Source organism: Halarcobacter sp., from assembly GCF_963675975.1.
GTDB lineage: Bacteria > Campylobacterota > Campylobacteria > Campylobacterales > Arcobacteraceae > Halarcobacter.
Map to the genome: position 1 here is coordinate 2458076 of NZ_OY780939.1, position 22303 is coordinate 2480378.

The window sequence follows — 22303 nt, forward strand, 5'->3', positions numbered from 1 at the left end:
AAATAATAAAGAGGTAAAAGTGAAAGCACTATTAATATCTTCTATAGCATCAAATCAAGGTAAAACCCTATTAACTACAGCATTATTAAATTATTATAAAAATAGTGTTCGACCATTTAAAATAGGTCCTGATTATATTGACCCGCAATTTCATTACAAAATTTCTAATACAAAATCTATAAACCTAGATACATTTATCATGAATGAAAATCAAGTTAAATGGATATTTGATAAATACTCAAATAAAGATATCTCTATCTTAGAAGGTGTAATGGGATTTTATGATGGTATGGATAAAGGGTGTTCTGCTTATGATATTGGAAAGCTATTAAATATCCCTTCAGTTTTACTTCTTGATGCAAGTGGTTCTTATATAACTATAAGTGCTGTTTTAAAAGGTCTTAAAACTTATAAAGATGACAATACCATAAAAGCTGTTGTATTAAACAAAGTATCTTCAACGATGCATTTTGAACTAATCAAAAAACAAATACAAAGTGATTTTGATGATATTGAAGTTTTAGGCTGGATAAAAAAAGACTTAGAGACAATAGTAAGTACCCACCTTGGATTAGATTTAACCAAAACAAACCATGAAAAATTACAAAAGCTTACAAATGAGGTTTTAGAAAATATAGATTTAGAAAAACTAGAAACTGTAGCAAGTTTTCAAAAAGAAAAGATAACAAACTACCCTTTTGAAAAGATTGAAAAGGTAGACAAAAAACTTTCTATAGTTTATGATGAGAACTTCTCTTTTCTTTATGAAGATAATCTAGTCTTTCTAAAAGAGCTATTTTCCAAAGTTGAACTTATAAACCCTACAAAAAATGAAACGATTTCAAAAGATACACATTTGGTTTTTATACCTGGAGGCTATGTGGAAACAGCTGAGAGTTACAACAATATAAAAGATTCAAACAATTTTAAAAACTCTTTAATAGACCATGCAAACAAAAACAAACATATATATGCAGAGTGTGCAGGACTTTTATATTTAGCCAAATGTGTTGATGATAAACCCATGAGTGGAATTTTGGATGTTGAATTTACTCTTACACCAAAAAGAGTAAGGCTTGGCTACTACTATAGTCAAAATGGCCTAAAAGGTCATGCTTTTCATTATACAAAACCACTTGATACAAAAGATGCAATAGATATATTAAGCAAAAAAGAAAACTCAAAAGGAGAGTTAGGAGCTTGGAAAAAGAACAATGTTTATGGAACTTATTTACATACAATGTTTAGAAATAATATAAAAATATTAAAGGATTACTTTGGAATTTAAAATAGAACAACCACCAATAAATATAGGTGCAGATATCTCAAATAGATCTTTTGAGATGATTAATAATGAGTTAAAAGAGTATGAAAAGATAAATGAGTTTGATGAAGAACAAAAAGAGGTAATAAGTAGACTTATACATACAACTACTTGTTTTGATGAGGTATTAAACAATATTTACTTTTCAGACAATGCTATTAAAAAAGTGCAATCATTACTTATAAACAAAGCAAAAATCATAGTTGATGTAAATATGATAAAAGTTGGACTTAGTGATTTTTATCTAAAACAATACGACAATGAAGTGGTTTGTTATATAAACGAACCTTTTACTTATGAAATGGCAGAAAAAAATAAAACAACAAGAAGCTATGCAGCTGTAGTTGAAGCAATCAAAAGACACAAAGATGAGCCTTTGGTTTTAGCGTGTGGAAATGCCCCTACTTTTATATATGCAGCAATCAACACTTTACTTGAACAAAAAGTTGATTTAAACAATGTAGCACTTTTACTTTTCCCTGTAGGTTTTGTAAATGTGGTTGAATCAAAAGCTTATGGAAGAAAGTTTTGTGATACTTTTGATGTTGCAGGGATTATCATGGAGGGAAGATTTGGAAGCTCTACTATGACTGTTGCAACACTTCATGCTATTTATAAACTAATCAAAGATTATGATAAAGATGAGAAATACAATGGAAAATAAAAAAGAAGTTCTTTACAACACAATGGGAAGTGAAGTTGCAGAGGGTTTTACTTGCAAACCAAAAAACTTTGATGCAAACAAACCAATAATGCACTTAAAAACTCAACTTTTTGTATGTACAGATGAAAGATGTGGTAAAGCACACAAAGATAAAGATATAGCTGCAACTTTAAGAGAGGTTATAAAAGAAGTAAGTCTATCAAAAGGTGAAGATAGAATAAAAGTTGTAAGAACTGGATGTTTTGGAGCTTGTAGATTTAGAAGTGTTGCAAATATCTATGAAAATACAAAAGCAAATGGAAACTCTCAAAACAACGGAGTTTGGCTTAAAAATGTACATAGATATGACAAAGAAAAATGGAAAAAACTATTTATAGCTTTAAAAGATAATATAAGTATTGACTCTTTAGAAGAGTTTGAACAAGTACCAATGAGTGACCCAAGTTTTTATAAATAATGGAAAAAAAAGTTTTAAGAAAAGGATACACAACAGGAACACATACTGTTGCATCTTTTAGGTCAGCTCTTGATACGCTATTAGCTACAAATGAGTCATGTTTAACCAAAACAAATAAAATAGACAATGATGATTTAGATGTAACAAAAGGGTGTGAGATAGTTGTATCTTTAGACTTTTGCCAAAAAGAGTTTCAACTAAACCCAACATTTCAAAAGCCACACTATTTTGAGTGTGGAACAAATAGTATTGAAATATTTGCTGGTATTGGAGTTGGAGTGGTTACAAAAAAAGGTTTAAAAATACAACCACCCTATCCTGCTATAAACCCTGCACCTTTAAATGCTATAAAAGAGTATTTTGAGATAAAAACAAAACATAAAGAAAACCTACATCTAAAATGTTGTGTAAGTGTTACAAATGGCCAAGAGATAGCTAAACAAACAGCTAACTCTAAAGTTGGAGTTTTAGAAGGTATTTCTATACTTGGAACTACTGGTGTTGTAAAACCTGTGTCAAGTTCAGCATATATAGACTCTGTAAACACAGAAATAGAATTTGCCATACAAAATGGCTACGAAACTATATATTTTACACTTGGAAACTCTGCTTTTAAAGTAGCTTGTAGTAAAGCAGATGAAGAAGCAATAGTTGAAATAGGAAACTTTGTATATGACTCAATAGAACTTGCAACTAAATTAAATGCAAAAGAGGTAATCTTTTTATGTGGGATAGGAAAGATGACAAAGGTTTATCAAGGGTTTAAAAACACCCACAATAGATTTGGAGTGATTGATTTTACGCAACTTCAACTGGATATAAAAGAGAAACTAAATTATGAAGTTGATATAGAAACAACACTTACAGTAAAAGGGATATCCCAAGAGCTTGAAAAAGTTGGATTATTAGATGAGTTTTACGAAATGATTACACTAAAAGCAAACGAACAAATAAAACAATGGTTTAAAACTTCAAAAGTAAAGGCCATAATATTAGAACAAAAGGAGGTTTTAGGATGGTAACTATTGCTGGAAACGGAATGGGAGATTATGATTTTTCAAATCTAAATATTGATATTTCAAAATTTGACAAAATCATTTGTGACCCAAACTTTCTCACAGAGAGTGCAGAGCACAAGAAAGAAGAAGCAAAAAATATATTAAAACTAAAATACAAAGATGCAAAACAATATATTATAGATAACTACGAAAAAGAGGAACTTTTATATGTGGTTACTGGTTCACCACTGTTTTTTAGTGCAGGAACTATAATAGCTAGAAATTTACCAAATGATGAAGTTAAGATTATAAATAATACCTCTTCTAAAACCTATATGTTAGAAAAACTGTTTATCAATGAAACAGATGTTGATACTATATCTTTACATGGAAGAGTTGATATTGATTTAGAAAACTTTTTACAAAACAAATATACTTTTGTACTTTGTGATAAATATACAATCAAAAGATTAAAAGAGGCACTTTTTTATTTTGAAAAAGATTCTATAAAAGCTGCACTTGGTTATAAACTAGGCTTCGAAGATGAACTTATAAAAGAGATTAACTTACTTGACTTCGATGAGAGTTCAATCGATATAGAACAACCCTATGTATTACTTATAAAAAAAGAGTTTGAATCTAAAAACATCATAAGTGAAGATATAGAGTTTGAAACTGAACGGGGAATGATTACTAAAAAGTATAAAAGACAATTAAGTCTACAAAACCTTGATTTAGAACCAAATAACCTTTTATGGGATATTGGAGCAGGAAGTGGCTCTTGTGCAATAGAAGCATACAAAAGATACAAAGTAAAAACTACACTTTTTGAGAAAAATGAAACAAGAATAGAGTTTATAAAACAAAACTTGAAAAACCATTTTGTAGTTGAAACAAAACTTTTAGAGGGTGAAGCCCAAGAGTATTTTGAAGAGTTAAAAGAGACTCCACAAAGAATCTTTGTAGGTGGTGGTGGAGTTGAGGTTATAAAACAACTTCCAAAACTATATGAGATTTTAGATACAAACGGAATCTTACTTATAAATGCAATAACACTAAAACATCTAAACTTGATGTTAACCACGCTAAACGAAGCAAATATAGAGTATGAGATACACTCTCTTTCTCTTACAACATACAAAGGCAAACTAGATTTAGTAGAGCCTGAAAGACAGCTATTTCAAATAAAAATAAAAAAAGAGGAAAAATAACTTATGGTTTATTTTATAGGAGCGGGTCCAGGAGACCCTGATTTAGTAACAGTAAAAGCACAAAAGATACTTCAAAAAGCTGATGTAGTTTTATATACTGGTTCATTGGTTCCCAAAGAGGTGCTATCTTGGTGCAAAGATGAAGCTATCATAGAAGATTCACAAGGGATGAAATACCCTGAGATATTTGCCTTTATAGAAAAGTATAAAGATAAAGTAATAGCAAGAGTTCATACAGGAGATCCATCTATTTACTCAACTATTGCAAAACAAATAGAGTTTTTACAAAAACAAAATATCAAATATGAAGTTATCCCAGGAATCACTGCAGCTTTTGGAGCAGCAGCTAGTTTAGGTATTGAATATACTATTCCAGGTGTTTCTCAAACTATGATTTTAACTAGAGTAGAAGGAAAAACTCCAAATCCTGAAAAGCTAGAGAATATACTTGCTTGTAGAAACTCATCTTTAGTATTTTATCTATCAATTTTACTTCTTAAAAAACTAAAGAAAAAAGCAATTGATATGGGGTATTCTCCTGATACACCTTGTTGGGTGGTTGAGAAAGCCACTTGGAAAGAAGAAGAGATTTTCAAAGGAACAATTTCAAATATAGAAGAGCAAGTTTCTCATATAAGAGGTGTTGCTTTGATTTTATTTGGAGACTTTTTAAAACAAGAAGAAACAGAAGAATCTCATCTTTATGTAAAACCACTTGTAAAAGAGTTGGAGAAACAAAAGGGTAAAAATGAGTAAGTTAAAAATAGCCCTAGTTTCAATAAACCAACCAAGTCTAAACTCTGCTTGCAAACTTTTAGAGTATCTAGAAGGTTTTGAAGTTGATGTTTATGGTAAAAAAGATTTAGAGCACAATCTTGAAAACCTAAATACATACGAAAAGATTGATACAGTTTTACAAGATGGTTGGAAAAAATATGATGCTATTATTTGTATTTTGGCGATGGGAATAGTTGTAAGAAAAATTGCTCCACTACTTGAGAGTAAAGCAACTGACCCAGCAATTATAGTTATGAGTATGGATTTAACAAAGGTTATACCACTTCTAAGTGGACATATAGGTGGAGCAAATGAGTTAAGTGATTTATTAGCATCTAGAGTTCCAAACTGTATAAACTTTGTATCAACAGCAACAGACCAAACAAAAACATTTGCTTTTGATATGTTTGCAAAGAAAAACAACCTAGAGATAGAAAACCTAAAATGCTTAGCAAAAATCTCTAACTCACTTCTAAATAAAAAAGAAGTAGAAGTAAAAACCTATGAGAGTATCTTTGAAACAATACCAAATAAAACAAATCTAAAAAGAGTAGATGAGCAAAGTTCAGAACTATGCGTAAATATCACTCCATTTTCTGATGATAACTTAACTTTAAAACCAAAAGTATACTTAGGTTTCGGTTGTAATAGAGATACAACATTTGAAGATATAGAGGCTTCATTTTTTTGGTTTTTAGAAAAACATAATCTTAAAAAAGAGCAAATAGAAAATATAGCTTCATTTGAAGCAAAAGCTGATGAGAGAGGTCTTTTAGAGTTTGCCTCAAAATACAATTTTGATATCAAATTTTACAATGAAGCAGAGATAAACTCACTTCAAGGGGAGTTTAGCCCTTCTCAAGCAACAAAGTTTTTTAACCTCAAAGGTGTTAGTGAACCTTCATCTATGTTAGTTTCAAAATATAACGAACTTATCATACCTAAAAATGTGTATGAGAAAAAAATCACAATAGCAGCCGCAGTATAAAAGGAAAAATCAAATGGCAAAAAAATTATATATAGTTAGTTCAGGTGCTGGTGGAACCTCATATATCACTCCAGAAGCTAGAAATGCACTAGAGAGTTGCGAAGTAGTAGTTTCATATAGTAAGTACGCTAGAGAGCTAAAAGAGCTAATAGAGGGTAAAGAGATATTTACATCAGGAATGACACACGAGATAGAAAGATGTAATCAAGCAATAGAGTATGCAAAAGCAGGGAAAACTACTTGTATCGTATCAAATGGAGATGCAAATGTATATGGAATGGCAACTCTTATAGTTGAAATCATGGATGAAAAAGATTTATGGGATGAGGTAGAGCTTATCTCTCTTCCTGGTGTTACTTCATTTTTAGCAGCAGCTAGTAAAGTTGGAGCTCCTGTATCACAAGACTTTTCTATCATCTCACTATCAGATAGACTAACAGATATAAACCTAATAGACAAAAGAGTTAAAGCAGCCCTAGATTGTGATTTTGTTTTAGGTATTTACAATCCAAAATCTAAAAAAAGAATACTTCCATATCAAAACTTTTTAAGAGCTTTAGAAAATGGATATCAAGATAGAATAGCAATCATTGCTTCACATGTAGGTAGAGATGAAAAAGAGAAAATCACTATAACAACAGCCCAAGATTTGATAGACCAAGATATAGAACACGAAGCAGTTTCTATGTCAACATTGATTATAATTTGTAATTCAAACTCAAAATTAACAAAAAATGGAAAAGTTTTAACACCTAGAGGATATTTAAACAAATATGAACTAAGTGGAGAACTTAAATAAAAGGCAACAAATGCAAATAGCAATTTTATCTGATATACATTCAAATGTTTATGCTCTACAAGAAGTAATAAAAGATATTAGAAATAGAAATATTGAAGTGGTTTTAAACCTTGGAGATATGTTTTATGGACCAATTGAACCAAGAGCAACTTATGAACTAATAAGAGACAATAAGTTTATAAATATTTGTGGGAATCAAGATAGAGAGATACTTGAAGCCTCACTAGCACAACTTCAAGAAAACCCTACTTTAAAGTATGTTTATGAAGATTTAGGTGAAGAGGTTTTATATTGGATACAAGAGTTGCAATTTGAAAAGATAATTGGTGGAACTTATTATATGGTTCATGGAACTTATTTTGATGATACTCAGTACCTTCTTGAAGATGTTTCAGAAGGTACTGTAAAATTAAGAAGTGATGAAGAGATTATAAAACTAACTGATAATATTGAAACACCATTTATTTTTTGTGCCCACTCTCATTTACCAAGAATACATAAACTAAATTCAGGTCAAATAGTTATAAATCCAGGTTCAGTAGGACTTCAAGCCTATAAAGAAGAACTTCCAACAAAACACAAAATGGAAAATAACACTCCTGATGCAGCCTATACAATATTAACAATTGAAGATAACCAATATAATATTGAGCAAGTAAGAGTTGCCTATGACTTTGAAAAAGCAGCTTTGAAAGCAGAAGAAAATGGCAGAGAAGATTGGGCGTATGCACTTAGAACTGGTAAGGTATTAGAAAACTAATGAAAGAGTTTCAGCACGGTGGAGATATAGAAAATTTTGCTAAAAAAGCAAACTGTAAAGTAAAAGATGTAATCGATTTATCCTCAAATATAAACTTTTTAAAACCAAAACTTGATATAGATTTTAATACTTTAGATATCTCTTCATACCCAAATTATGACAAGCTTTATAAGGCTATTTCAAATCATTACAACATTTTGAAAGGAGAAATTGAACTATACAATGGAGGTAGTTCTGCTATCTTTAAACTCTTTGAAAATTTGAAGCTAAAGCATTGCACCATATATTCCCCTGCGTACCTAGAATACAAGAAAGCAGCACAAAATTTTGATTATAAAATTGATTTAATAAATAGATTTACTGATATAAAAAAAGAGGTAAAAAAAGGCTCATTTGTAATATTTGTAAACCCTTCAACACCTGATGCAAAATGTTATAACATAAAAAAACTACTAAAATCATGGATAGAAAAAGAGTGCACAATTCTTATTGATGAAAGCTTTTTAGAGTTTACTGATTTAGAGTCTGCTACAAAGTATATAAAAGAGTATGACAAGCTTTATATACTAAAATCAATGACAAAGTTCTATTCTAGTGCTGGTATTAGAGTTGGTACAATTGTTTCATCAAAAAAAAATATCAAAAAACTAAAGCAAAAAGAGCCAATGTGGAAGATATCTACCTTTGATATGAACTATCTAATAGAGGTTTTAAAACACAAAGAGTTTTATAAAAAAGCAAAGATAAAAAACAAAGAAAATAAAGAGCTTTTAGCCTCTATACTTAAAGAGTATTCTTTTATAAAAAAGGTATATAAAGCTGAAGCAAATTATGTACTAGTTGAACTAAAAAACATAGATGCAAAACAACTTCAAGAAAAACTAATTCCTTACAAAATTATGCTCAGAGATTGTTCAAATTTTGACTTTTTAGACTCTTCGTATGTTAGAATTGCAGTTAAAAACAAAGCCTCAATCAAAGCTTTAAAAACTGCTTTTGATAGGATATAAATTGTATTTTTCTATAGCTTTGATTGCATATATAATTGACTTCTTTTTTGCAGAATTTGAAAAAATAAAGTTTTTAAAACACCCTATAATTTTCATGGGAAATTACATAAAATGGTTTGAAAAGAAATTTTATTTGGATAATATTTATAGAGGTTTTATACTTACACTAAGTTTGATTTGTATAGTATTTACTATAACTTACATTTTAACATTTGTAGATAATATATTTTTCCAAGCTTTCCTTTGTTCTTTTGCAATCTCATCAAAAATGCTTTTTGAAAGTGTACAAAATGTAATAGTATCTGATAATCCAAAATATGCAATTTCTATGCTTGTTAGTAGGGACACAAATGAGATGAGTGAAAGTGATATAAACAAAGCAGCAATAGAAACTTATGCAGAAAATTTAAGTGATGGAGTGATTGCTCCACTTTTTTATATGCTTTGTTTTGGACTTGTTGGAGCATACATTTATAAAGCAATAAATACTTTAGATTCTATGGTTGGATATAGAAATGAAAGGTATGAAAAATTTGGTAAATTTTCAGCCAAACTTGATGATGTAGCAAACTACATTCCAGCTAGAATAACAGCTCTTTTAATAGCCCTACTTTTCTTCTCAAAAAAAGCTTTTTTACAGTTTCAAAAATATGGTAAAAAACATGAAAGTTTAAATGCAGGACTTCCAATCTCAGCTATGGCTTTAGCTATAAATATAAAACTTGGAGGTCCTACTTCATATTTTGGGAAAATAAAAGAAAAACCCTACTTTGGAGATGGTAAAGAAAAAATAGAAAAAGAGGATGTAAAACAAGCTTTGAGTATAAAACCAAAGCTTGATATGTTTATTATAGTTGTTTTAGTTATTCTTAGTATTTCTTTTTATTAGAAGATATACAAAGAATGGCGCTCCAATAAATGAAGTTACAACGCCAATAGGCATACTTGAAGCTGTATTTAGGTTTCTAGCAATTAAATCTGAGATTACTAAAAATACTCCCCCGTAGAAAAATACAGGAAATATAAGCTTATGTGCACTCTTTTTATAGATAAGTCTTATGGTGTGTGGAATAATAAGTCCTATAAAGCCAATAGGTCCAACAAAACTGATACTAACCCCAACAGCAATAGATACTAGTATTAACAGCGTTAGATTAACTCTATTTACATTTATACCCTTTAAAAAAGCCATATCATTAGATACTAAAAGAAGTTTAATTTCAGATTTAAATCTATATACAAAATATAAAAACAAAATTGCAACAATAAAAACAATAATAGGTGTATTAAACCCCACAATATCTAGACTACCTAAAGTAAACCGTACAATCGTATAATTCTCTTGTAAGGTACTTAAAAAGAATACTAACATAAGAGCTGAAGAATAAAAGAAAGATAAAGCAATCCCTACAAGCAAAATAGAGTTTGTAGAGGCTAACAGTGAGTTTTTATTTATAATTCTTGAAATCAAATATAAAACCATAATAGTAATAAAAGAACCAACTATTCCTGAGATATATAAAGCAAAGGTAGGTAGAAATACAATTGATAAAGCTGTAAAAAGTGTAGTTCCACTCGCTATTCCTAAAGTATAAGGAGTAATCAAAATATTTTTAAAAATTGTTTGAAAGATAAGTCCGCTAAGACTTAAAATAGCTCCTACAAAAAAGGCTAAAACTATTCTTGGAACCCTTAAGTCCCAAAATATCATATGTGAAGTTGTATTTGAATCAAAGATTTCATTAAAAGAGATACTACTTTCACCAAAAAATGGAGATAAAACTATCAAAAATACAGATATTATATATGCAATATTTTTCATAAGTTTACCACCAAATGATTATTTACAATTTTTAAAGAGCTATTATAAAACTTATCCAAATTTTCTTTTGAAAAAAACTCTTCAGAAGTTCCGAAAAATTTTATCTTACCCTCATTTAAATAAAGTATTTTATACTTTAAATGAAAAGCTAAATCAAGATTATGGGTAATAATTATCTTTTGTTGTAGATATGGCATTTTAAAAAGTGTGTAAACCTCTTTTACCCTAGAAATATCCATATTTGCAGTTAACTCATCAAATATAGTTATTTTTGCATTATGAATCATACTTGAAGCTAATAATAAAAGCTTTTGTTCTCCACTACTTAGCTCTTTGCAAGGTCTATTTTTAATCTCTTCTATTCCAATCAAAGATATTACTTCATCAATTCTTTTTTTCTGAATTTTATCTATGAAACATAATTCTAAAAATTCATATACAGTAATATATTCATCAAAAACCTCTAGAGTAGAAGGTATATAGTTAATATATTCAACTCTTTTTTTGTCTTCAATTTTTGAAATATTTTCATCAAAGATTGTAACGCTGTTATTTTTTATTAGATATGATAAAACTTTCGATAAAGTAGACTTCCCTGCACCATTTTCACCAAGAATTATTAAGTCCTCCTTTTCATTTAGTGTAAAACTTACATTTTCTAAAATATGGTTTGAATAGTTACTTATGCTTAACATTTTCTAATATCTTTTTAAAATCTTGAATAAAATAGTTTACTCTATTGCTAGGAATCCCAGCATAATCTTTATCTATTACATATATATTGTCACTTTTACTTGCATTTATAGGAAGTTTTTTCCATGAGCTTTTTAATTGCTCTTTTGTTAGGCTTTGAGAATGCATAAAAGGTGCCAATAAAACTACTATATCAGGATTCATATTTATTATTTTTTCAATATTTACTACAGGCTGGCTTTTTGATTTAGATTGATAGGCATTTTTATTTCCAGAGTATTTTATAATATCATTAAAATAAAGATTGTTTCCAGAAATATAAACAGATCTATTTAAATCTAATCTTGGGCTTATTACAACCATTATCTTTTTATCTTTTATGATATTTTTTAAACTATCAAGATTTGTATTAATCTCTTCTATAATAGCCTCTGCCCTACTTTGTTTATTTAATATATTACCAATCTTTAATATTGTATTTTGTATTGATTCTAAATTATCTGTTTTAAAACTATAATAATTTAGATTCAAACTCTCTAAATTTTTTAATAACTTTTCATCATAATCTTGAGTAAAAACCAAAGTTGGTTTTGATAAAAGTATTTTTTCCAAAGAGATAGTTGAGTATCCACCAACTTTTAATATATTTTTTGATTCTTCTGGATAATCACTATGTAAAGTATTTGCGACAATATCTTTACCACTTCCTAAAGCAAATACTATTTCGTTTAATGAAGGGGAGAGAGCAACTATTCTCTCTCCTGCTATTAAATTAGAAATTAAACCTAATACAAATAAAAACTTTTTCATACTAGAAACTATACTTTAATCCTGCTGTAACACTTCTTGGACTAGTTGCATATCCATCTATCTCTTGATAATATTTATCAAACATATTCTCCAGTTTAACGAAACCTGTTAAATCTTTAGTAATTGTATAGTTTGCAACAGCATTCCAAACTGTGTATCTTCCAGTTTGTGTTCCTTTTTTATCATCTTGGCTATATCTATCACCAATATATTCACCATTGATATTTAAATGTAAATTTTTAAATCCATAATAATCTAATCCAAATTTGAAGTCATCTTTTGGTCTTCTTCTTAAGTATTCATTGTCTTGATTTTTTGCACTTAATCTTGTGTAACTAAGTGTTAATAAGAAATCATCTAAGAAATCTCTTTTATATGAGATTTCAAGACCTTTGATTTTAGTTGTACCCTCTTGGTTTGCATATACTGCATCATTGTTAAAATAGTTTAAAGGAGTTGGGTCAAACCAATCTATAAGATCATCAACTTTTTGATTAAAATATGTAACTTTTAAGTTTTCATACTCAAATCCAATATCATAAGATTTGCTTGATTCTGGCTCAATATCAAAATTTTCTTTCCCCCAAGGGTTTACATTTTTGATTAATAAAGGAACACTATACGAAGTTCCTACATTTGCAAATAAAGAAAACTTAGGAGTAAAGTTATATTTTGCCCCTACTTTTCCTGTTAATTTGTTATCAAAGTTATCAAAAGTGTCATATCTTAAAGACTCTGTTAAAATTAAATCTCCAAAATAATTAGTATTTGTTGCATATAAATATTTAGTTTGATTTGAAGCAGAATTAGATGTACCATCTGCTCTTGAAAAATCTAATTCATCTTTACTAATACCCATTCCTAACAATAAAAAATCTCTATCAGAATATGTGATATTATCAGATAGTTCCACATTTGTAGTTTCATTGTCTGTTAATTTAACACCCCAAGTTGTACCTATTTGGTCCCTTTTTGTTTTTGTTTTTTCTAAACTAAGAGAGATATCATGATTTTTATATTTTTTATCAAAACCTAAATTATAAATTTTAGTTCTTGAATCATTTTTCATAAGATTATCGTTTGGTCCACTGCTATCATAATCTTTTAAAGAATCAATATCAACTACTGAAAAGCTAAATCTTGACGAATTATTGATATAGTAATTACCCTTTAAACTAATAGTAGTATTTTTATACTCATCATCCTCTAGTGCATCTAAATACTGGTTTCTTAAAGCTTGAGATGAAAAGCTATCTGATTCAATTCTTTGTGCATCAAGTTTCAAATCAAATTTTTCATTTCTATATGATAATTGAGAAGCAAGTTTTTGAGTTGAAAAACTTCCTAGTTCTGTTGAAACAAAACCATGAAAACCATCTTTTGCTTCTTTTGTAATAATGTTTACTACACCAGCAGCTGCATCAGCTCCCCAAACTCCACTTTGTGCACCTTTGATTACTTCAATTCTTTCGATATCTGTTATCATTAGACTTGAAAGGTCAGTTCCATCTAAACTTGAATGATCTTTAAATTTTACTCCATCTATTAAAATAAGTGTTCTATTATTGCTAGAACCTCTTAAACTCAAAGATGTTGTACTTCCCAATCCACCATTTCTTGTAAATGTAATTCCTGGTAATGAATTTAAAGCATCAACAACAGAAACAAAGTGTCTCTCTTCTATCTCTTCTTTTGTTAAAACATCTACATTTGAAGTAATATCTTTGATAGATTGCTCAGACTTTGTAGCACTTACGATTGTGATTGTTGATAATTCTTGTGAAAAAAGATTTGTTGCTAATAATAGTCCAGCAACTAGACTTGTAGTTAATTTTTTGTTTTCCATGTGTTATTTATCCTGTGTTTATAGATTATTTGTTGAATATTGTTTAACTGGCTTTAATGCTTTAGATAATAAAAGCTTTGTAATTTTTGGTACATTAGTATTAATTAAAGTAGCAATCTTTGTAAAATAAGAATGTATTTTTATACTAATAGTAGCTAAGAGAATACCAAAAAATGAAAAGTAGTTTTTACTCATAAACCTATACCTCCTTTAAAAAATTTTTGTATTATATTAAAAAAGATATAAATTTATAGAAATAATAATATTGTTAGATATGACAACTTAATATCGATTTGTTTGGATCTGTTAAATACTCATAGCCACTATGAATTATATAAATTCCAAAAAGTATAACTAATATAGATGCTATATTTATAAACAAGTTTCTAAGGGCTATTTGTTTAAATATTCCAACAAAAAATCCTAAAGAAAACATTGCAGGAAGTGTACTTAATCCAAATATTAACATAACAAAAGCACCCCAAATAGGACTACCTGTACTAGCAGCTGTTATTGCAAAAACATAAACAAAACCACAAGGCAATAATCCATTTAACATCCCAAGAAGATAAAAACTTGTTAAAGAATCAGAGCCAACTAAAGATCTAAAAGTTTGTTGATAAAGTTTAGATTTAGAAACAGAATACTCTAAAGAGGTAAGAAATTTCAACTTTCCACTGAGAGATAAACCAACTAATATCATCAATACACCTGTTGTAACAAGTAATATTCCACTAGTAACATTATCAAAAGTAACAACACCACCTACAAATCCAAAGATAAACCCTAAGATAACATAAGTAGTGATTCTTCCAAATGAATATAAAATATGAGAGATAGATTGTCTAGTCTTAGACCAGCCATTGTCTATTTTTGTACTAGAATATGCAACAACAATCCCTCCACACATACCAATACAATGACCAAATGAACCTAAAAAGGCTATCGAAATAATTGTTAATATACTTATACTTTCCATCTATTCTTCACTTAAAAGTTTTTTTCTTATTAGAGGGTTAGTTAAATTTTCACCTCTATACATTTTTAAAAGCATCTCATCAAAAGATATCATGTTTTTACCTTTCTTTTCATAAGCACCAAATCCATAATCCATAGGTGTTTTATCTGTTTTAGTATACCAAGCTTCTCTTCCATCAATATATTTTTTAGAATCATTTGTATATACCCAAACGGTGGCATCATCTTGAAATTTAATATTTTTAAACCATAGTGCAAAACAGCCAACATCATCAAAAAACCAAGTCTTTCCATCAGGAGATACAGCTTGAACCGAATGTTCTAAAGTTTCTATTGTCATTCCACATTGGGTATCTTGAAAATGGTGTAAACCAATATCTAAAGGTTTATGCTCATGATTTCCTTCTTGAATTGTAACCATTTTTTTCTGATTTGACATTGATAAAAAAGTTAATACAATGATAAATATTATAGCTATTATGGTGATTATAGGTAAAAATTTTTTCATAAATAGTTATTCCTAAAAAAAATACAATAATAATATATAAACTATCTTGATATATTAATAAAAAAGCTCCACTTAAACAGTGAAGCTTCATAAAAAATATATAATTATTTGAAAATTAAAAGTATAAGTAGTAGGAGAAATTTAATTTTCTTTCTGTTGTAGTTTACAATTCAAGTGTTAATTATTTGTTAATTACTGATTTTAGCAGTTTATATACAATGTTTAATACAATATTTTCCAGTAAAAATATATAATAAATTTTTATTTACAAAAGAAGGATTTTTATGCGTTTAATTATGTTTGATATGGATGGAACTTTAATTGATAGTGGAACATCTATAACAAATACTATAAATCATGTTAGAGAGAATTTAGGTTTTGAAAAGATGGAAAAAACTTTTGTTTTAGAGAAACTAAATGACCCAAATATAAATGCGGCAAAATTCTTTTATGGAACTGATGACTTTACAGAACAACAAAAAGTACTTTTTGAAGATTATTACCATAAAAACTGTTTAAAAGATTTAGAGATTTATGAGGGTATGGAAAAACTAATTGATGATTTAAATGGAGAATTTACCCTTGCAGTTGCTACAAATGCAAGTTCAGTATTTGCAAGAAAGATGCTAGGACACTTAGGTATTGAGAAATATTTTAAATCAATATTAGGTTATGATAGTGTAAAAATGCCAAAGCCACACCCAGAAATGGTTTATAAAATCTTAGATAACCACAATATCCAAAAACAAAATGCCCAAATGATTGGTGACTCACACAAAGATATTATGGCTGCTACAAATGCAGGTATAGATTCTGTTTTAGTAAACTGGGGATTTTCAAATCATGACAAAGATGCCATTGAAAGTATAGAAGAGCTTGAAAAAAGAATCTATGAAAAGTTTAAATAGATTCTAAATCAAAGCTTCTAAAGTTTTATACTCATTTAAAGCAAAATCATCTGTCATACCAGAGATATAATCAATCAATAATCTAGCTCTATAATACCATTCTTGTATCTCATATTTTTCACTCTCTTCTTTATTTAACTTAGCAACTGCATCTTTATATGCAACAATATGTTTAGAAGAAAGTCTTCTAATAAGTCTTTGAGATAAGAAACAAGAGATTCTTTCACCTTTTACCAACTCTTCAAAATCTTCACTTGAAAGCTCTAAAAGTGGAGTATAATTTTCAAAAAGTGAAGATAAAATTTTCTGCCCTTTTAATTCTAATGTTTGGATATCTTTGTAGTTGTAAATATACTTAACAGAGATATTTTGAAGAACTTCAACTGCTTTTGTGTATTTTGATTCTGTATCATATTCTAAAAGTGCAGAATTAAAAGTTCCATTGAAAACTGCTTCATGGTTTTCTAAATAGATATTTGAAACATGTTCAACTAAAGCATGGGTTAATTTTGCTCTTGTAAGTGTTAAAAATAGATTGAATTGGTAAGGTTCCTCTTCGTTTTGCTTAGCTTTATTATAAAACTTCTCAACCAATTCAAGAAGATAAGTCTCTTGCATCTTCTCGCACTCTTCTTTTATAAGTCTATAAATATCTTCAAATTTTAAGATACCTTTATCTACAGCATCTTCCATATCTGCATTTAGATAACTTATATCATCTGCTGCTTCCATAATATATGTAATTGGAAATCTACATCCATCTTTTAAATCTAAACTTGTCTTTATCTTATCAACAATCTCTTTTTCAGAATAATAAAACCCTGGTTTCTTTTTTAAATATGAAAATGGCTCTGATTTTAAAGGTTTACTTTCATAAGCTCCTCTAGTATATTTTATAACTGAAGCAATTTGAGGAAAAGATAAATTTAGTCTTTGAAGTTTTGTTACAACTCTTATAGCCTGTGCATTTCCATCAAAACTGCATAAGTCTTTTAAAAGCATATCTTTAAACTCTTTATTTTCTACACTAACATTCACTACGTTTTCAAAAATCTTAACACCTCTTTTACTCATCCAATTATTTATTGCAACCTCGGCAAAGTGCCCAAAAGGTGGATTTCCTATATCATGAAGCAAACTTGTCATTTCAGCAAGAGAAACAAAAGCATCATCAAAATTTTCTAAACCAAATTTTCCTTCACTTTTTTTTAAAATAGTTTTTGCAATAAATCTTGCTGTTTGAGAAACCTCTAAAGAATGTGTTAATCTACTTCTAACAGCAGCATTTAATTCTAAAGGGAAAACTTGTGTTTTCTTTTGAAGTCTTCTTAAAGCAGGAGCAGAGAGAATTCTTCCTCTGTCACTTTCAATTGAGATATTAATATCATCTATAGCATAAAATTCTCTGTCTTTTGTTATCTTTTTAGTGTAGTCAATCATCATCTATCTTTAATTTTTTTGATATTATAATATTTGCTAACCAATGAAAGGATAAAAATGCTTGATAAAATCAAAGCTATTTTCAAAAATGAGAAAACTTTTCCTTGTATAGTTTTTGATGGTAAAAAAATGAGTTATCCCCATCTAAGCCAAAAACAAATAGATGAGATAAATAATGACCCAAAATACAAAGAGTGGAAAGTGATATTAAAAAAAGAAGAGTAGGAACTACTCTTTTATTATATTTTTAAGACTCAAAATAAAAGAATTACCCTCTTTTGTAGGTTCTATTTTTATAGCAATTTTATTTTTATCACAAAACTCTTTTACCATAAAAAGCCCCAGACCAAAGCCTGTTTTAGTCTTATCTTCTTGAAAAAACTTATCAAAAATAACAAACAGATTTTTAGTATCTATCTCTTTACCTGTATTAAAAATAGTAAGGTTTTTATTTTCATATGTAATTTTTATAAGCCCCTTAGTTTCTAAGTTATACTTCAAAGCATTTGATATTAGATTATCAATCATCTTTTGAAAACCATTTTGATCACTTTGTAGTGTTATATTCTCAATATCAACTTCAATCTTTATATCTTTTTTCAAATCATCAAACTTTTCTAAACTATGATTGATAATATCATTTAATGAAAAATCTGAAAGATCAACTCTATCAATCTCTTTTTTAATATGGTATTCCATATCTTCATAAAGCTTTAAAAGTTCATTTGAAGCTAGTTTTATACGGTTTAATCTTTTTATAGCTTTTTCATCAGTTATTTTTTTCTCTAGCATTTGTGTATTTAATTTAATTGTAGAGATTGGAATATTTAACTCATGCAAGGTTTCTTTTACTGTTTTTTGAAGGTTTTCATCACTTTTAAACAATGGATCAAATATAGTTTTACTCAATAAAAGATATAAAACAAGTCCAAAAATCAATACAGTTAATGTAACTACAAAAAAAGTATCTTGGGTAAACCCAACAAGTGTAGTAAGATAGAAATTTATAAATAAAGACAGTAATAAAACAAAAACAACAATAATTGAGTTTGTAATTATAAAGTTTTTTCTTTTGTTATAACTCAATTTTGTATCCTATACCTTTTATATTTTTTATTGTATCTTTTCCTAGAAGTTTTTTTAAGTTGTTAATATATACTCTAATTGAGCCTTCACTATAATCTTCGTTGAACTCCCAAAGCTTTTCAATAATCATCTCTTTTGTAATAATTGCATCTTTTTTTTCTAAAAAAAGCTCTAACAAATCTATAACTTTTCCAGCAGTATAAATATCTTCACCATCTTTTAAGACTCTTCTATTTTTTGGATCAAAGCTAATTTCATCATTAAGTTGGATATTTTCCATAACTTTTCCACTTCTTTTTAGAAGTGACATTATTCTTAGAAGTAATTCATCCAAATCTATGGGTTTTTTAAGGTAATCATCGCAACCACATAAAAAACCTTCTGTTAGCTTTTCTTTATCTTTATATGAGGTTAAATATATAGTTGGAGTATCATCAAGTTTACCTCTTAACTCTTTTAGAGTCTCTATTCCATCAATTTTAGGTACATTTATATCAAAAAGATATAAATCAAATCTTTTTTCATAACATATTTCTAATACTTGTTCTCCATCTGTAGCAGTAACTACTTCAAAGCCTTCATCTTCTAAAAAATCTTCTAAACTCTCTTTAAATAGTTCATCATCTTCTAAAATCAATATTTTATACAACTGTACTCCAATACATTATGATATAGGCATATTATAGAATATTTGAGTTAATTTAGAGTTAAATTTAACTTTTTTAAAAAGATATGATAATATATTATTATAACTTTAATATTTAGGTTTTTATATGATAAAAAAACTATTAATCATTTTTCTACTTTTAGTTACTGCTTTTTATGTAATTTCCCAAGAAAATGTAAAAATTATTTTGGCTGGTATTGCTATTTTCCTTATTGGTATGCATTTTATGGAAGATGGATTTAAACTTTTTTCTGGTGGAACATTGGAAAAAATTTTAGAAAAATTTACCCAAAACAAATATAAGTCTTTGTTAACAGGTTTTTTAACCACTTCAATTATTCAAAGTTCTTCTTTAATATCTGTTATCGTAATCTCTTTTTTATCTGTTGAAATCATATCACTTACACAAGGTATGGCAATAGTATTTGGAGCAAACTTAGGTAGTACTACAACAGCGTGGATAGTTTCTGCTTTAGGACTTAAAATAAAAATCTCATTATATGCTATGCCTATGATTATATTTGGTGTGATTTTTAGATTCTCAAAAAAAAGCAACTATATTGGTTTGGGAAATGTTCTTTTAGGTTTAGGTTTTATATTTTTAGGAATCTCTTATATGAAAGAGGGATTTGATACATTAAAAGATGCTATAGATTTAGCTAAGTATTCAGTTCCTGGAATAACAGGTATTTTAATCTATGTTGTAATAGGTATAATTGCTACAGTAGTTATTCAATCAAGTAGTGCCACAATGGCTATTATTATTACAGCTTTAGCAGGAGCTAATATCTTATATATAGATGCTTTAGCCTTAGCAATTGGGGCTAATGTTGGTACAACTGTTACAGCAATATTGGGTTCACTAACTTCAAATCAAAATGGAAAAAGATTAGCTTTTGGTCATTTTGTTTTTAATATTACAACGGGATTGATTGCCCTATTTTTAATATATACTTTAAGAGACATTGTTGATTTTATGGCACCATTATTTGGAATTGCTGAAGATAACTATTCTATGAAACTTGCACTTTTTCATACTATTTTTAATCTTTTAGGGATAATTGTATTATTACCATTTATTACATATATTGTGAAGATGTCAAAAAGATTTATAAATGATGATAAGTATAAAAAAGCATCAAAACCAAAATATTTATCAAAAGAGAATATTAAAATACCATACAATGCTATGGTTTCAATACAAAAAGAGGTTATAAATCTATATGAAAATGCCCAAAAAGCTATATTACATGCAATTTCAATCCATACAAGTGAACTTAAAACAAGAGAAGACTTAGAAAAGCTTACATCACAACCAACAACTAAAATAGATACAAATCTAGATGATATTTATCAAAATAATTTAAAACTTCTTTATAGTGAGATTATAGAGTTTGCACTTATATCTCAGCAACATATGAATAAAGAACAAAATGAATATGTAGCACAACTAAAAATAGCCTCAAGTATTATTGTAAAAGTGTTAAAAGATACTAGAGATATTCAAAAAAATCTAAATTTTTATCTAAACAGTAAAAATGAAGTTATAAAACAAGAGTATTTAAATATAAAACAAGAATTAGCAACATTTATTTTTGAAGTAAATCAGCTAAAAGATAATGACTTAGATGAAGTGGAAACTTCTACTATTATCCAAGTAAATAAAGATAAACTATCTAATTTAGATATTGAAAACAACCAAAGAATTGATGAATTAATTAGAAGTGAACAAATAACTTCTAAAATGGCTACATCCTTAATAAATGACACAACTACAACTTTTAATATTTGTAAAAATCTACTTAGAATTGCAAATATACTATTAGTAAAAGATGAGAAACTAAGAAAATTAGGAGAACATGATGAAGTTTAAAAAATTGATAGAAAACTTTGAAGATATATTCTCATGGGATAAAAAAGAGATTGAAAATAATAGCGATGAGATTGAAGAGCTTATGGACAAACTTTTTGATAAAAGAAACTCTTTAGAAAAAAAGCTTAGAAAAGAAAAAGACAAAGATGAAAAACACGATTTAGAAAAAAAACTAAAAGCTGTAAAACATCTAATAAAAAAAGCTAAAAAGAGTTTAGTTATTTAAACTCTTTAAAATTTTGTCTTAAAGCTTCATAAGCAACAATAGAAACTGAGTTTGCAATATTTAAACTTCTAGCTTCATTTGTCATAGGAATTGTTACACAATTTTCTTTATTCATATCTAGTAAAGATTCAGGTAAACCAGCATCTTCTCTACCAAAATAAATAAAATCCCCTACTTTATATTTGGCATCAAAATAAACTTTGTCTGTTTTTGTTGTAGCAAAAAAATGTCTATCATTTAAAGGATTTTTTGACCAAAAATCTTCAATGTTTTCATACTCTCTAACATCTAAATCATACCAATAATCAAGTCCAGCCCGTCTTACTTCTTTTTCTGTAATTTCACCAAAACCATAAGGTTTGATTAGGTGAAGTGTACAGTTCATAGCAAAAGCTAAACGCCCTATTGTTCCAACATTTCCTGGAATTCTTGGTTCTAATAATACTATATTAAACATA

26 protein-coding genes are annotated in these 22303 nt (G+C 28.1%); 15 read left to right on the forward strand and 11 right to left on the reverse strand.

Annotated features, from left to right (window positions below; all coding sequences use genetic code 11):
• The first annotated feature begins 19 nt into the window (after positions 1 to 19).
• Genes ACKU3H_RS12085 through cbiB form a run of 11 tightly spaced genes read left to right on the forward strand, consistent with a single transcriptional unit; the run spans position 20 to position 9877 of the window.
• Positions 20 to 1288 carry a cobyrinate a,c-diamide synthase gene (locus tag ACKU3H_RS12085; protein ID WP_320034118.1) on the forward strand — a complete coding sequence of 423 codons (1269 nt, stop codon included), beginning with the start codon at positions 20 to 22 and terminating at the stop codon, positions 1286 to 1288.
• Positions 1278 to 1988 (forward strand): precorrin-8X methylmutase, encoded by a 711-nt coding sequence (locus ACKU3H_RS12090; protein ID WP_320034119.1) that lies wholly within the window; start codon positions 1278 to 1280, stop codon positions 1986 to 1988. Before ACKU3H_RS12085 ends, ACKU3H_RS12090 begins: the two co-directional genes overlap by 11 nt.
• Positions 1978 to 2445 (forward strand): hypothetical protein, encoded by a 468-nt coding sequence (locus ACKU3H_RS12095; protein ID WP_320034120.1) that lies wholly within the window; start codon positions 1978 to 1980, stop codon positions 2443 to 2445. The genes ACKU3H_RS12090 and ACKU3H_RS12095 overlap by 11 nt, the downstream gene beginning before the upstream one ends.
• A complete protein-coding gene (cbiD, locus tag ACKU3H_RS12100; RefSeq protein WP_320034121.1) occupies positions 2445 to 3467 on the forward strand; it encodes a cobalt-precorrin-5B (C(1))-methyltransferase CbiD in 1023 nt (340 codons plus the stop codon). The genes ACKU3H_RS12095 and cbiD overlap by 1 nt, the downstream gene beginning before the upstream one ends.
• Positions 3461 to 4654 carry a precorrin-6Y C5,15-methyltransferase (decarboxylating) subunit CbiT gene (gene cbiT, locus ACKU3H_RS12105; RefSeq protein ID WP_320034122.1) on the forward strand — a complete coding sequence of 398 codons (1194 nt, stop codon included), beginning with the start codon at positions 3461 to 3463 and terminating at the stop codon, positions 4652 to 4654. Before cbiD ends, cbiT begins: the two co-directional genes overlap by 7 nt.
• 3 nt (positions 4655 to 4657) lie before the next feature.
• Positions 4658 to 5410 carry a precorrin-4 C(11)-methyltransferase gene (gene cobM, locus ACKU3H_RS12110; protein WP_320034123.1) on the forward strand — a complete coding sequence of 251 codons (753 nt, stop codon included), beginning with the start codon at positions 4658 to 4660 and terminating at the stop codon, positions 5408 to 5410.
• Positions 5403 to 6419 (forward strand): cobalamin biosynthesis protein, encoded by a 1017-nt coding sequence (locus ACKU3H_RS12115; RefSeq protein WP_320034124.1) that lies wholly within the window; start codon positions 5403 to 5405, stop codon positions 6417 to 6419. The genes cobM and ACKU3H_RS12115 overlap by 8 nt, the downstream gene beginning before the upstream one ends.
• A 13-nt stretch (positions 6420 to 6432) precedes the next feature.
• Positions 6433 to 7218, forward strand: a complete 786-nt coding sequence (locus tag ACKU3H_RS12120; protein ID WP_320034125.1) for a precorrin-3B C(17)-methyltransferase — start codon at positions 6433 to 6435, stop codon at positions 7216 to 7218.
• A 10-nt stretch (positions 7219 to 7228) separates the two neighbouring features.
• Positions 7229 to 7978: a metallophosphoesterase family protein gene (locus ACKU3H_RS12125; RefSeq protein WP_320034126.1), complete on the forward strand. Its 750-nt coding sequence runs from the start codon at positions 7229 to 7231 to the stop codon at positions 7976 to 7978.
• Positions 7978 to 8988, forward strand: coding sequence for an aminotransferase class I/II-fold pyridoxal phosphate-dependent enzyme (locus tag ACKU3H_RS12130; RefSeq protein WP_320034127.1), 1011 nt, complete (start codon positions 7978 to 7980; stop codon positions 8986 to 8988). The genes ACKU3H_RS12125 and ACKU3H_RS12130 overlap by 1 nt, the downstream gene beginning before the upstream one ends.
• Position 8989: 1 nt before the next feature.
• Positions 8990 to 9877, forward strand: a complete 888-nt coding sequence (gene cbiB / locus ACKU3H_RS12135) for an adenosylcobinamide-phosphate synthase CbiB (protein WP_320034128.1) — start codon at positions 8990 to 8992, stop codon at positions 9875 to 9877.
• Here the strand turns inward: cbiB and ACKU3H_RS12140 are convergent.
• From ACKU3H_RS12140 to ACKU3H_RS12170, 7 genes are all read right to left on the reverse strand, one after another.
• Positions 9848 to 10810 carry an iron ABC transporter permease gene (locus ACKU3H_RS12140; protein ID WP_320034129.1) on the reverse strand — a complete coding sequence of 321 codons (963 nt, stop codon included), beginning with the start codon at positions 10808 to 10810 and terminating at the stop codon, positions 9848 to 9850. The two genes, cbiB and ACKU3H_RS12140, sit on opposite strands and share 30 nt — an antisense overlap.
• The gene (locus ACKU3H_RS12145; RefSeq protein ID WP_320034130.1) at positions 10807 to 11505 is read right to left on the reverse strand and encodes an ATP-binding cassette domain-containing protein; all 699 of its coding nucleotides are present in this window, start codon (positions 11503 to 11505) and stop codon (positions 10807 to 10809) included. Before ACKU3H_RS12145 ends, ACKU3H_RS12140 begins: the two co-directional genes overlap by 4 nt.
• The gene (locus ACKU3H_RS12150) at positions 11489 to 12313 is read right to left on the reverse strand and encodes an ABC transporter substrate-binding protein (protein ID WP_320034131.1); all 825 of its coding nucleotides are present in this window, start codon (positions 12311 to 12313) and stop codon (positions 11489 to 11491) included. The genes ACKU3H_RS12145 and ACKU3H_RS12150 overlap by 17 nt, the downstream gene beginning before the upstream one ends.
• Before the next feature lies 1 nt (position 12314).
• A complete protein-coding gene (locus ACKU3H_RS12155; protein WP_320034132.1) occupies positions 12315 to 14159 on the reverse strand; it encodes a TonB-dependent receptor domain-containing protein in 1845 nt (614 codons plus the stop codon).
• A gap of 18 nt (positions 14160 to 14177) precedes the next feature.
• Entirely contained in the window at positions 14178 to 14354 is a 177-nt protein-coding gene (locus ACKU3H_RS12160) for a hypothetical protein (protein WP_320034133.1), read from the reverse strand.
• Between the two features lie 73 nt (positions 14355 to 14427).
• Positions 14428 to 15138: a sulfite exporter TauE/SafE family protein gene (locus ACKU3H_RS12165; protein ID WP_320034134.1), complete on the reverse strand. Its 711-nt coding sequence runs from the start codon at positions 15136 to 15138 to the stop codon at positions 14428 to 14430.
• Complete coding sequence (locus tag ACKU3H_RS12170; protein WP_320034135.1) at positions 15139 to 15645, reverse strand: hypothetical protein; 507 nt, start codon at positions 15643 to 15645, stop codon at positions 15139 to 15141.
• Positions 15646 to 15929: 284 nt separating this feature from the next.
• On the opposite strand from ACKU3H_RS12170, the gene ACKU3H_RS12175 reads away from it, so the two are divergent.
• Positions 15930 to 16553 carry an HAD family hydrolase gene (locus ACKU3H_RS12175; RefSeq protein WP_320034136.1) on the forward strand — a complete coding sequence of 208 codons (624 nt, stop codon included), beginning with the start codon at positions 15930 to 15932 and terminating at the stop codon, positions 16551 to 16553.
• A gap of 3 nt (positions 16554 to 16556) precedes the next feature.
• Here ACKU3H_RS12175 and dgt read toward each other — a convergent pair whose 3' ends face one another.
• Entirely contained in the window at positions 16557 to 17993 is a 1437-nt protein-coding gene (gene dgt / locus ACKU3H_RS12180) for a dGTPase (protein WP_320034137.1), read from the reverse strand.
• Positions 17994 to 18050: 57 nt separating this feature from the next.
• On the opposite strand from dgt, the gene ACKU3H_RS12185 reads away from it, so the two are divergent.
• Entirely contained in the window at positions 18051 to 18218 is a 168-nt protein-coding gene (locus ACKU3H_RS12185; RefSeq protein ID WP_320034138.1) for a hypothetical protein, read from the forward strand.
• A gap of 3 nt (positions 18219 to 18221) precedes the next feature.
• On the opposite strand, the gene ACKU3H_RS12190 is transcribed toward ACKU3H_RS12185, so the two are convergent.
• Both ACKU3H_RS12190 and ACKU3H_RS12195 read right to left on the reverse strand, forming a co-directional pair.
• Positions 18222 to 19079: a HAMP domain-containing sensor histidine kinase gene (locus ACKU3H_RS12190; protein ID WP_320034139.1), complete on the reverse strand. Its 858-nt coding sequence runs from the start codon at positions 19077 to 19079 to the stop codon at positions 18222 to 18224.
• A complete protein-coding gene (locus ACKU3H_RS12195; RefSeq protein WP_320034140.1) occupies positions 19069 to 19728 on the reverse strand; it encodes a response regulator transcription factor in 660 nt (219 codons plus the stop codon). The genes ACKU3H_RS12190 and ACKU3H_RS12195 overlap by 11 nt, the downstream gene beginning before the upstream one ends.
• 124 nt (positions 19729 to 19852) lie before the next feature.
• On the opposite strand from ACKU3H_RS12195, the gene ACKU3H_RS12200 reads away from it, so the two are divergent.
• On the forward strand, positions 19853 to 21619 hold the full coding sequence (locus ACKU3H_RS12200; protein WP_320034141.1) for a Na/Pi symporter: 1767 nt from the start codon (positions 19853 to 19855) through the stop codon (positions 21617 to 21619).
• Positions 21609 to 21845, forward strand: a complete 237-nt coding sequence (locus ACKU3H_RS12205) for a hypothetical protein (protein ID WP_320034142.1) — start codon at positions 21609 to 21611, stop codon at positions 21843 to 21845. The genes ACKU3H_RS12200 and ACKU3H_RS12205 overlap by 11 nt, the downstream gene beginning before the upstream one ends.
• On the opposite strand, the gene ACKU3H_RS12210 is transcribed toward ACKU3H_RS12205, so the two are convergent.
• Positions 21838 to 22302, reverse strand: a complete 465-nt coding sequence (locus tag ACKU3H_RS12210; RefSeq protein ID WP_320034143.1) for a tRNA (cytidine(34)-2'-O)-methyltransferase — start codon at positions 22300 to 22302, stop codon at positions 21838 to 21840. The genes ACKU3H_RS12205 and ACKU3H_RS12210 overlap by 8 nt on opposite strands.
• Between the last annotated feature and the right edge of the window lies 1 nt (position 22303).

Bases quoted from the DNA above. Each gene is read 5' to 3' on its own strand.
- ACKU3H_RS12095 (WP_320034120.1), top strand. From the start codon at position 1,978: ATGGAAAATAAAAAAGAAGTTCTTTACAACACAATGGGAAGTGAAGTT.
- cbiD (WP_320034121.1), top strand. From the start codon at position 2,445: ATGGAAAAAAAAGTTTTAAGAAAAGGATACACAACAGGAACACATACT.
- cbiT (WP_320034122.1), top strand. From the start codon at position 3,461: ATGGTAACTATTGCTGGAAACGGAATGGGAGATTATGATTTTTCAAAT.
- cobM (WP_320034123.1), top strand. From the start codon at position 4,658: ATGGTTTATTTTATAGGAGCGGGTCCAGGAGACCCTGATTTAGTAACA.
- ACKU3H_RS12115 (WP_320034124.1), top strand. From the start codon at position 5,403: ATGAGTAAGTTAAAAATAGCCCTAGTTTCAATAAACCAACCAAGTCTA.
- ACKU3H_RS12120 (WP_320034125.1), top strand. From the start codon at position 6,433: ATGGCAAAAAAATTATATATAGTTAGTTCAGGTGCTGGTGGAACCTCA.
- ACKU3H_RS12125 (WP_320034126.1), top strand. From the start codon at position 7,229: ATGCAAATAGCAATTTTATCTGATATACATTCAAATGTTTATGCTCTA.
- ACKU3H_RS12130 (WP_320034127.1), top strand. From the start codon at position 7,978: ATGAAAGAGTTTCAGCACGGTGGAGATATAGAAAATTTTGCTAAAAAA.
- ACKU3H_RS12140 (WP_320034129.1), bottom strand. From the start codon at position 10,810: ATGAAAAATATTGCATATATAATATCTGTATTTTTGATAGTTTTATCT.
- ACKU3H_RS12145 (WP_320034130.1), bottom strand. From the start codon at position 11,505: ATGTTAAGCATAAGTAACTATTCAAACCATATTTTAGAAAATGTAAGT.
- ACKU3H_RS12150 (WP_320034131.1), bottom strand. From the start codon at position 12,313: ATGAAAAAGTTTTTATTTGTATTAGGTTTAATTTCTAATTTAATAGCA.
- ACKU3H_RS12155 (WP_320034132.1), bottom strand. From the start codon at position 14,159: ATGGAAAACAAAAAATTAACTACAAGTCTAGTTGCTGGACTATTATTA.
- ACKU3H_RS12160 (WP_320034133.1), bottom strand. From the start codon at position 14,354: ATGAGTAAAAACTACTTTTCATTTTTTGGTATTCTCTTAGCTACTATT.
- ACKU3H_RS12165 (WP_320034134.1), bottom strand. From the start codon at position 15,138: ATGGAAAGTATAAGTATATTAACAATTATTTCGATAGCCTTTTTAGGT.
- ACKU3H_RS12170 (WP_320034135.1), bottom strand. From the start codon at position 15,645: ATGAAAAAATTTTTACCTATAATCACCATAATAGCTATAATATTTATC.
- ACKU3H_RS12175 (WP_320034136.1), top strand. From the start codon at position 15,930: ATGCGTTTAATTATGTTTGATATGGATGGAACTTTAATTGATAGTGGA.
- dgt (WP_320034137.1), bottom strand. From the start codon at position 17,993: ATGATTGACTACACTAAAAAGATAACAAAAGACAGAGAATTTTATGCT.
- ACKU3H_RS12185 (WP_320034138.1), top strand. From the start codon at position 18,051: ATGCTTGATAAAATCAAAGCTATTTTCAAAAATGAGAAAACTTTTCCT.
- ACKU3H_RS12200 (WP_320034141.1), top strand. From the start codon at position 19,853: ATGATAAAAAAACTATTAATCATTTTTCTACTTTTAGTTACTGCTTTT.
- ACKU3H_RS12205 (WP_320034142.1), top strand. From the start codon at position 21,609: ATGAAGTTTAAAAAATTGATAGAAAACTTTGAAGATATATTCTCATGG.
- ACKU3H_RS12210 (WP_320034143.1), bottom strand. From the start codon at position 22,302: ATGTTTAATATAGTATTATTAGAACCAAGAATTCCAGGAAATGTTGGA.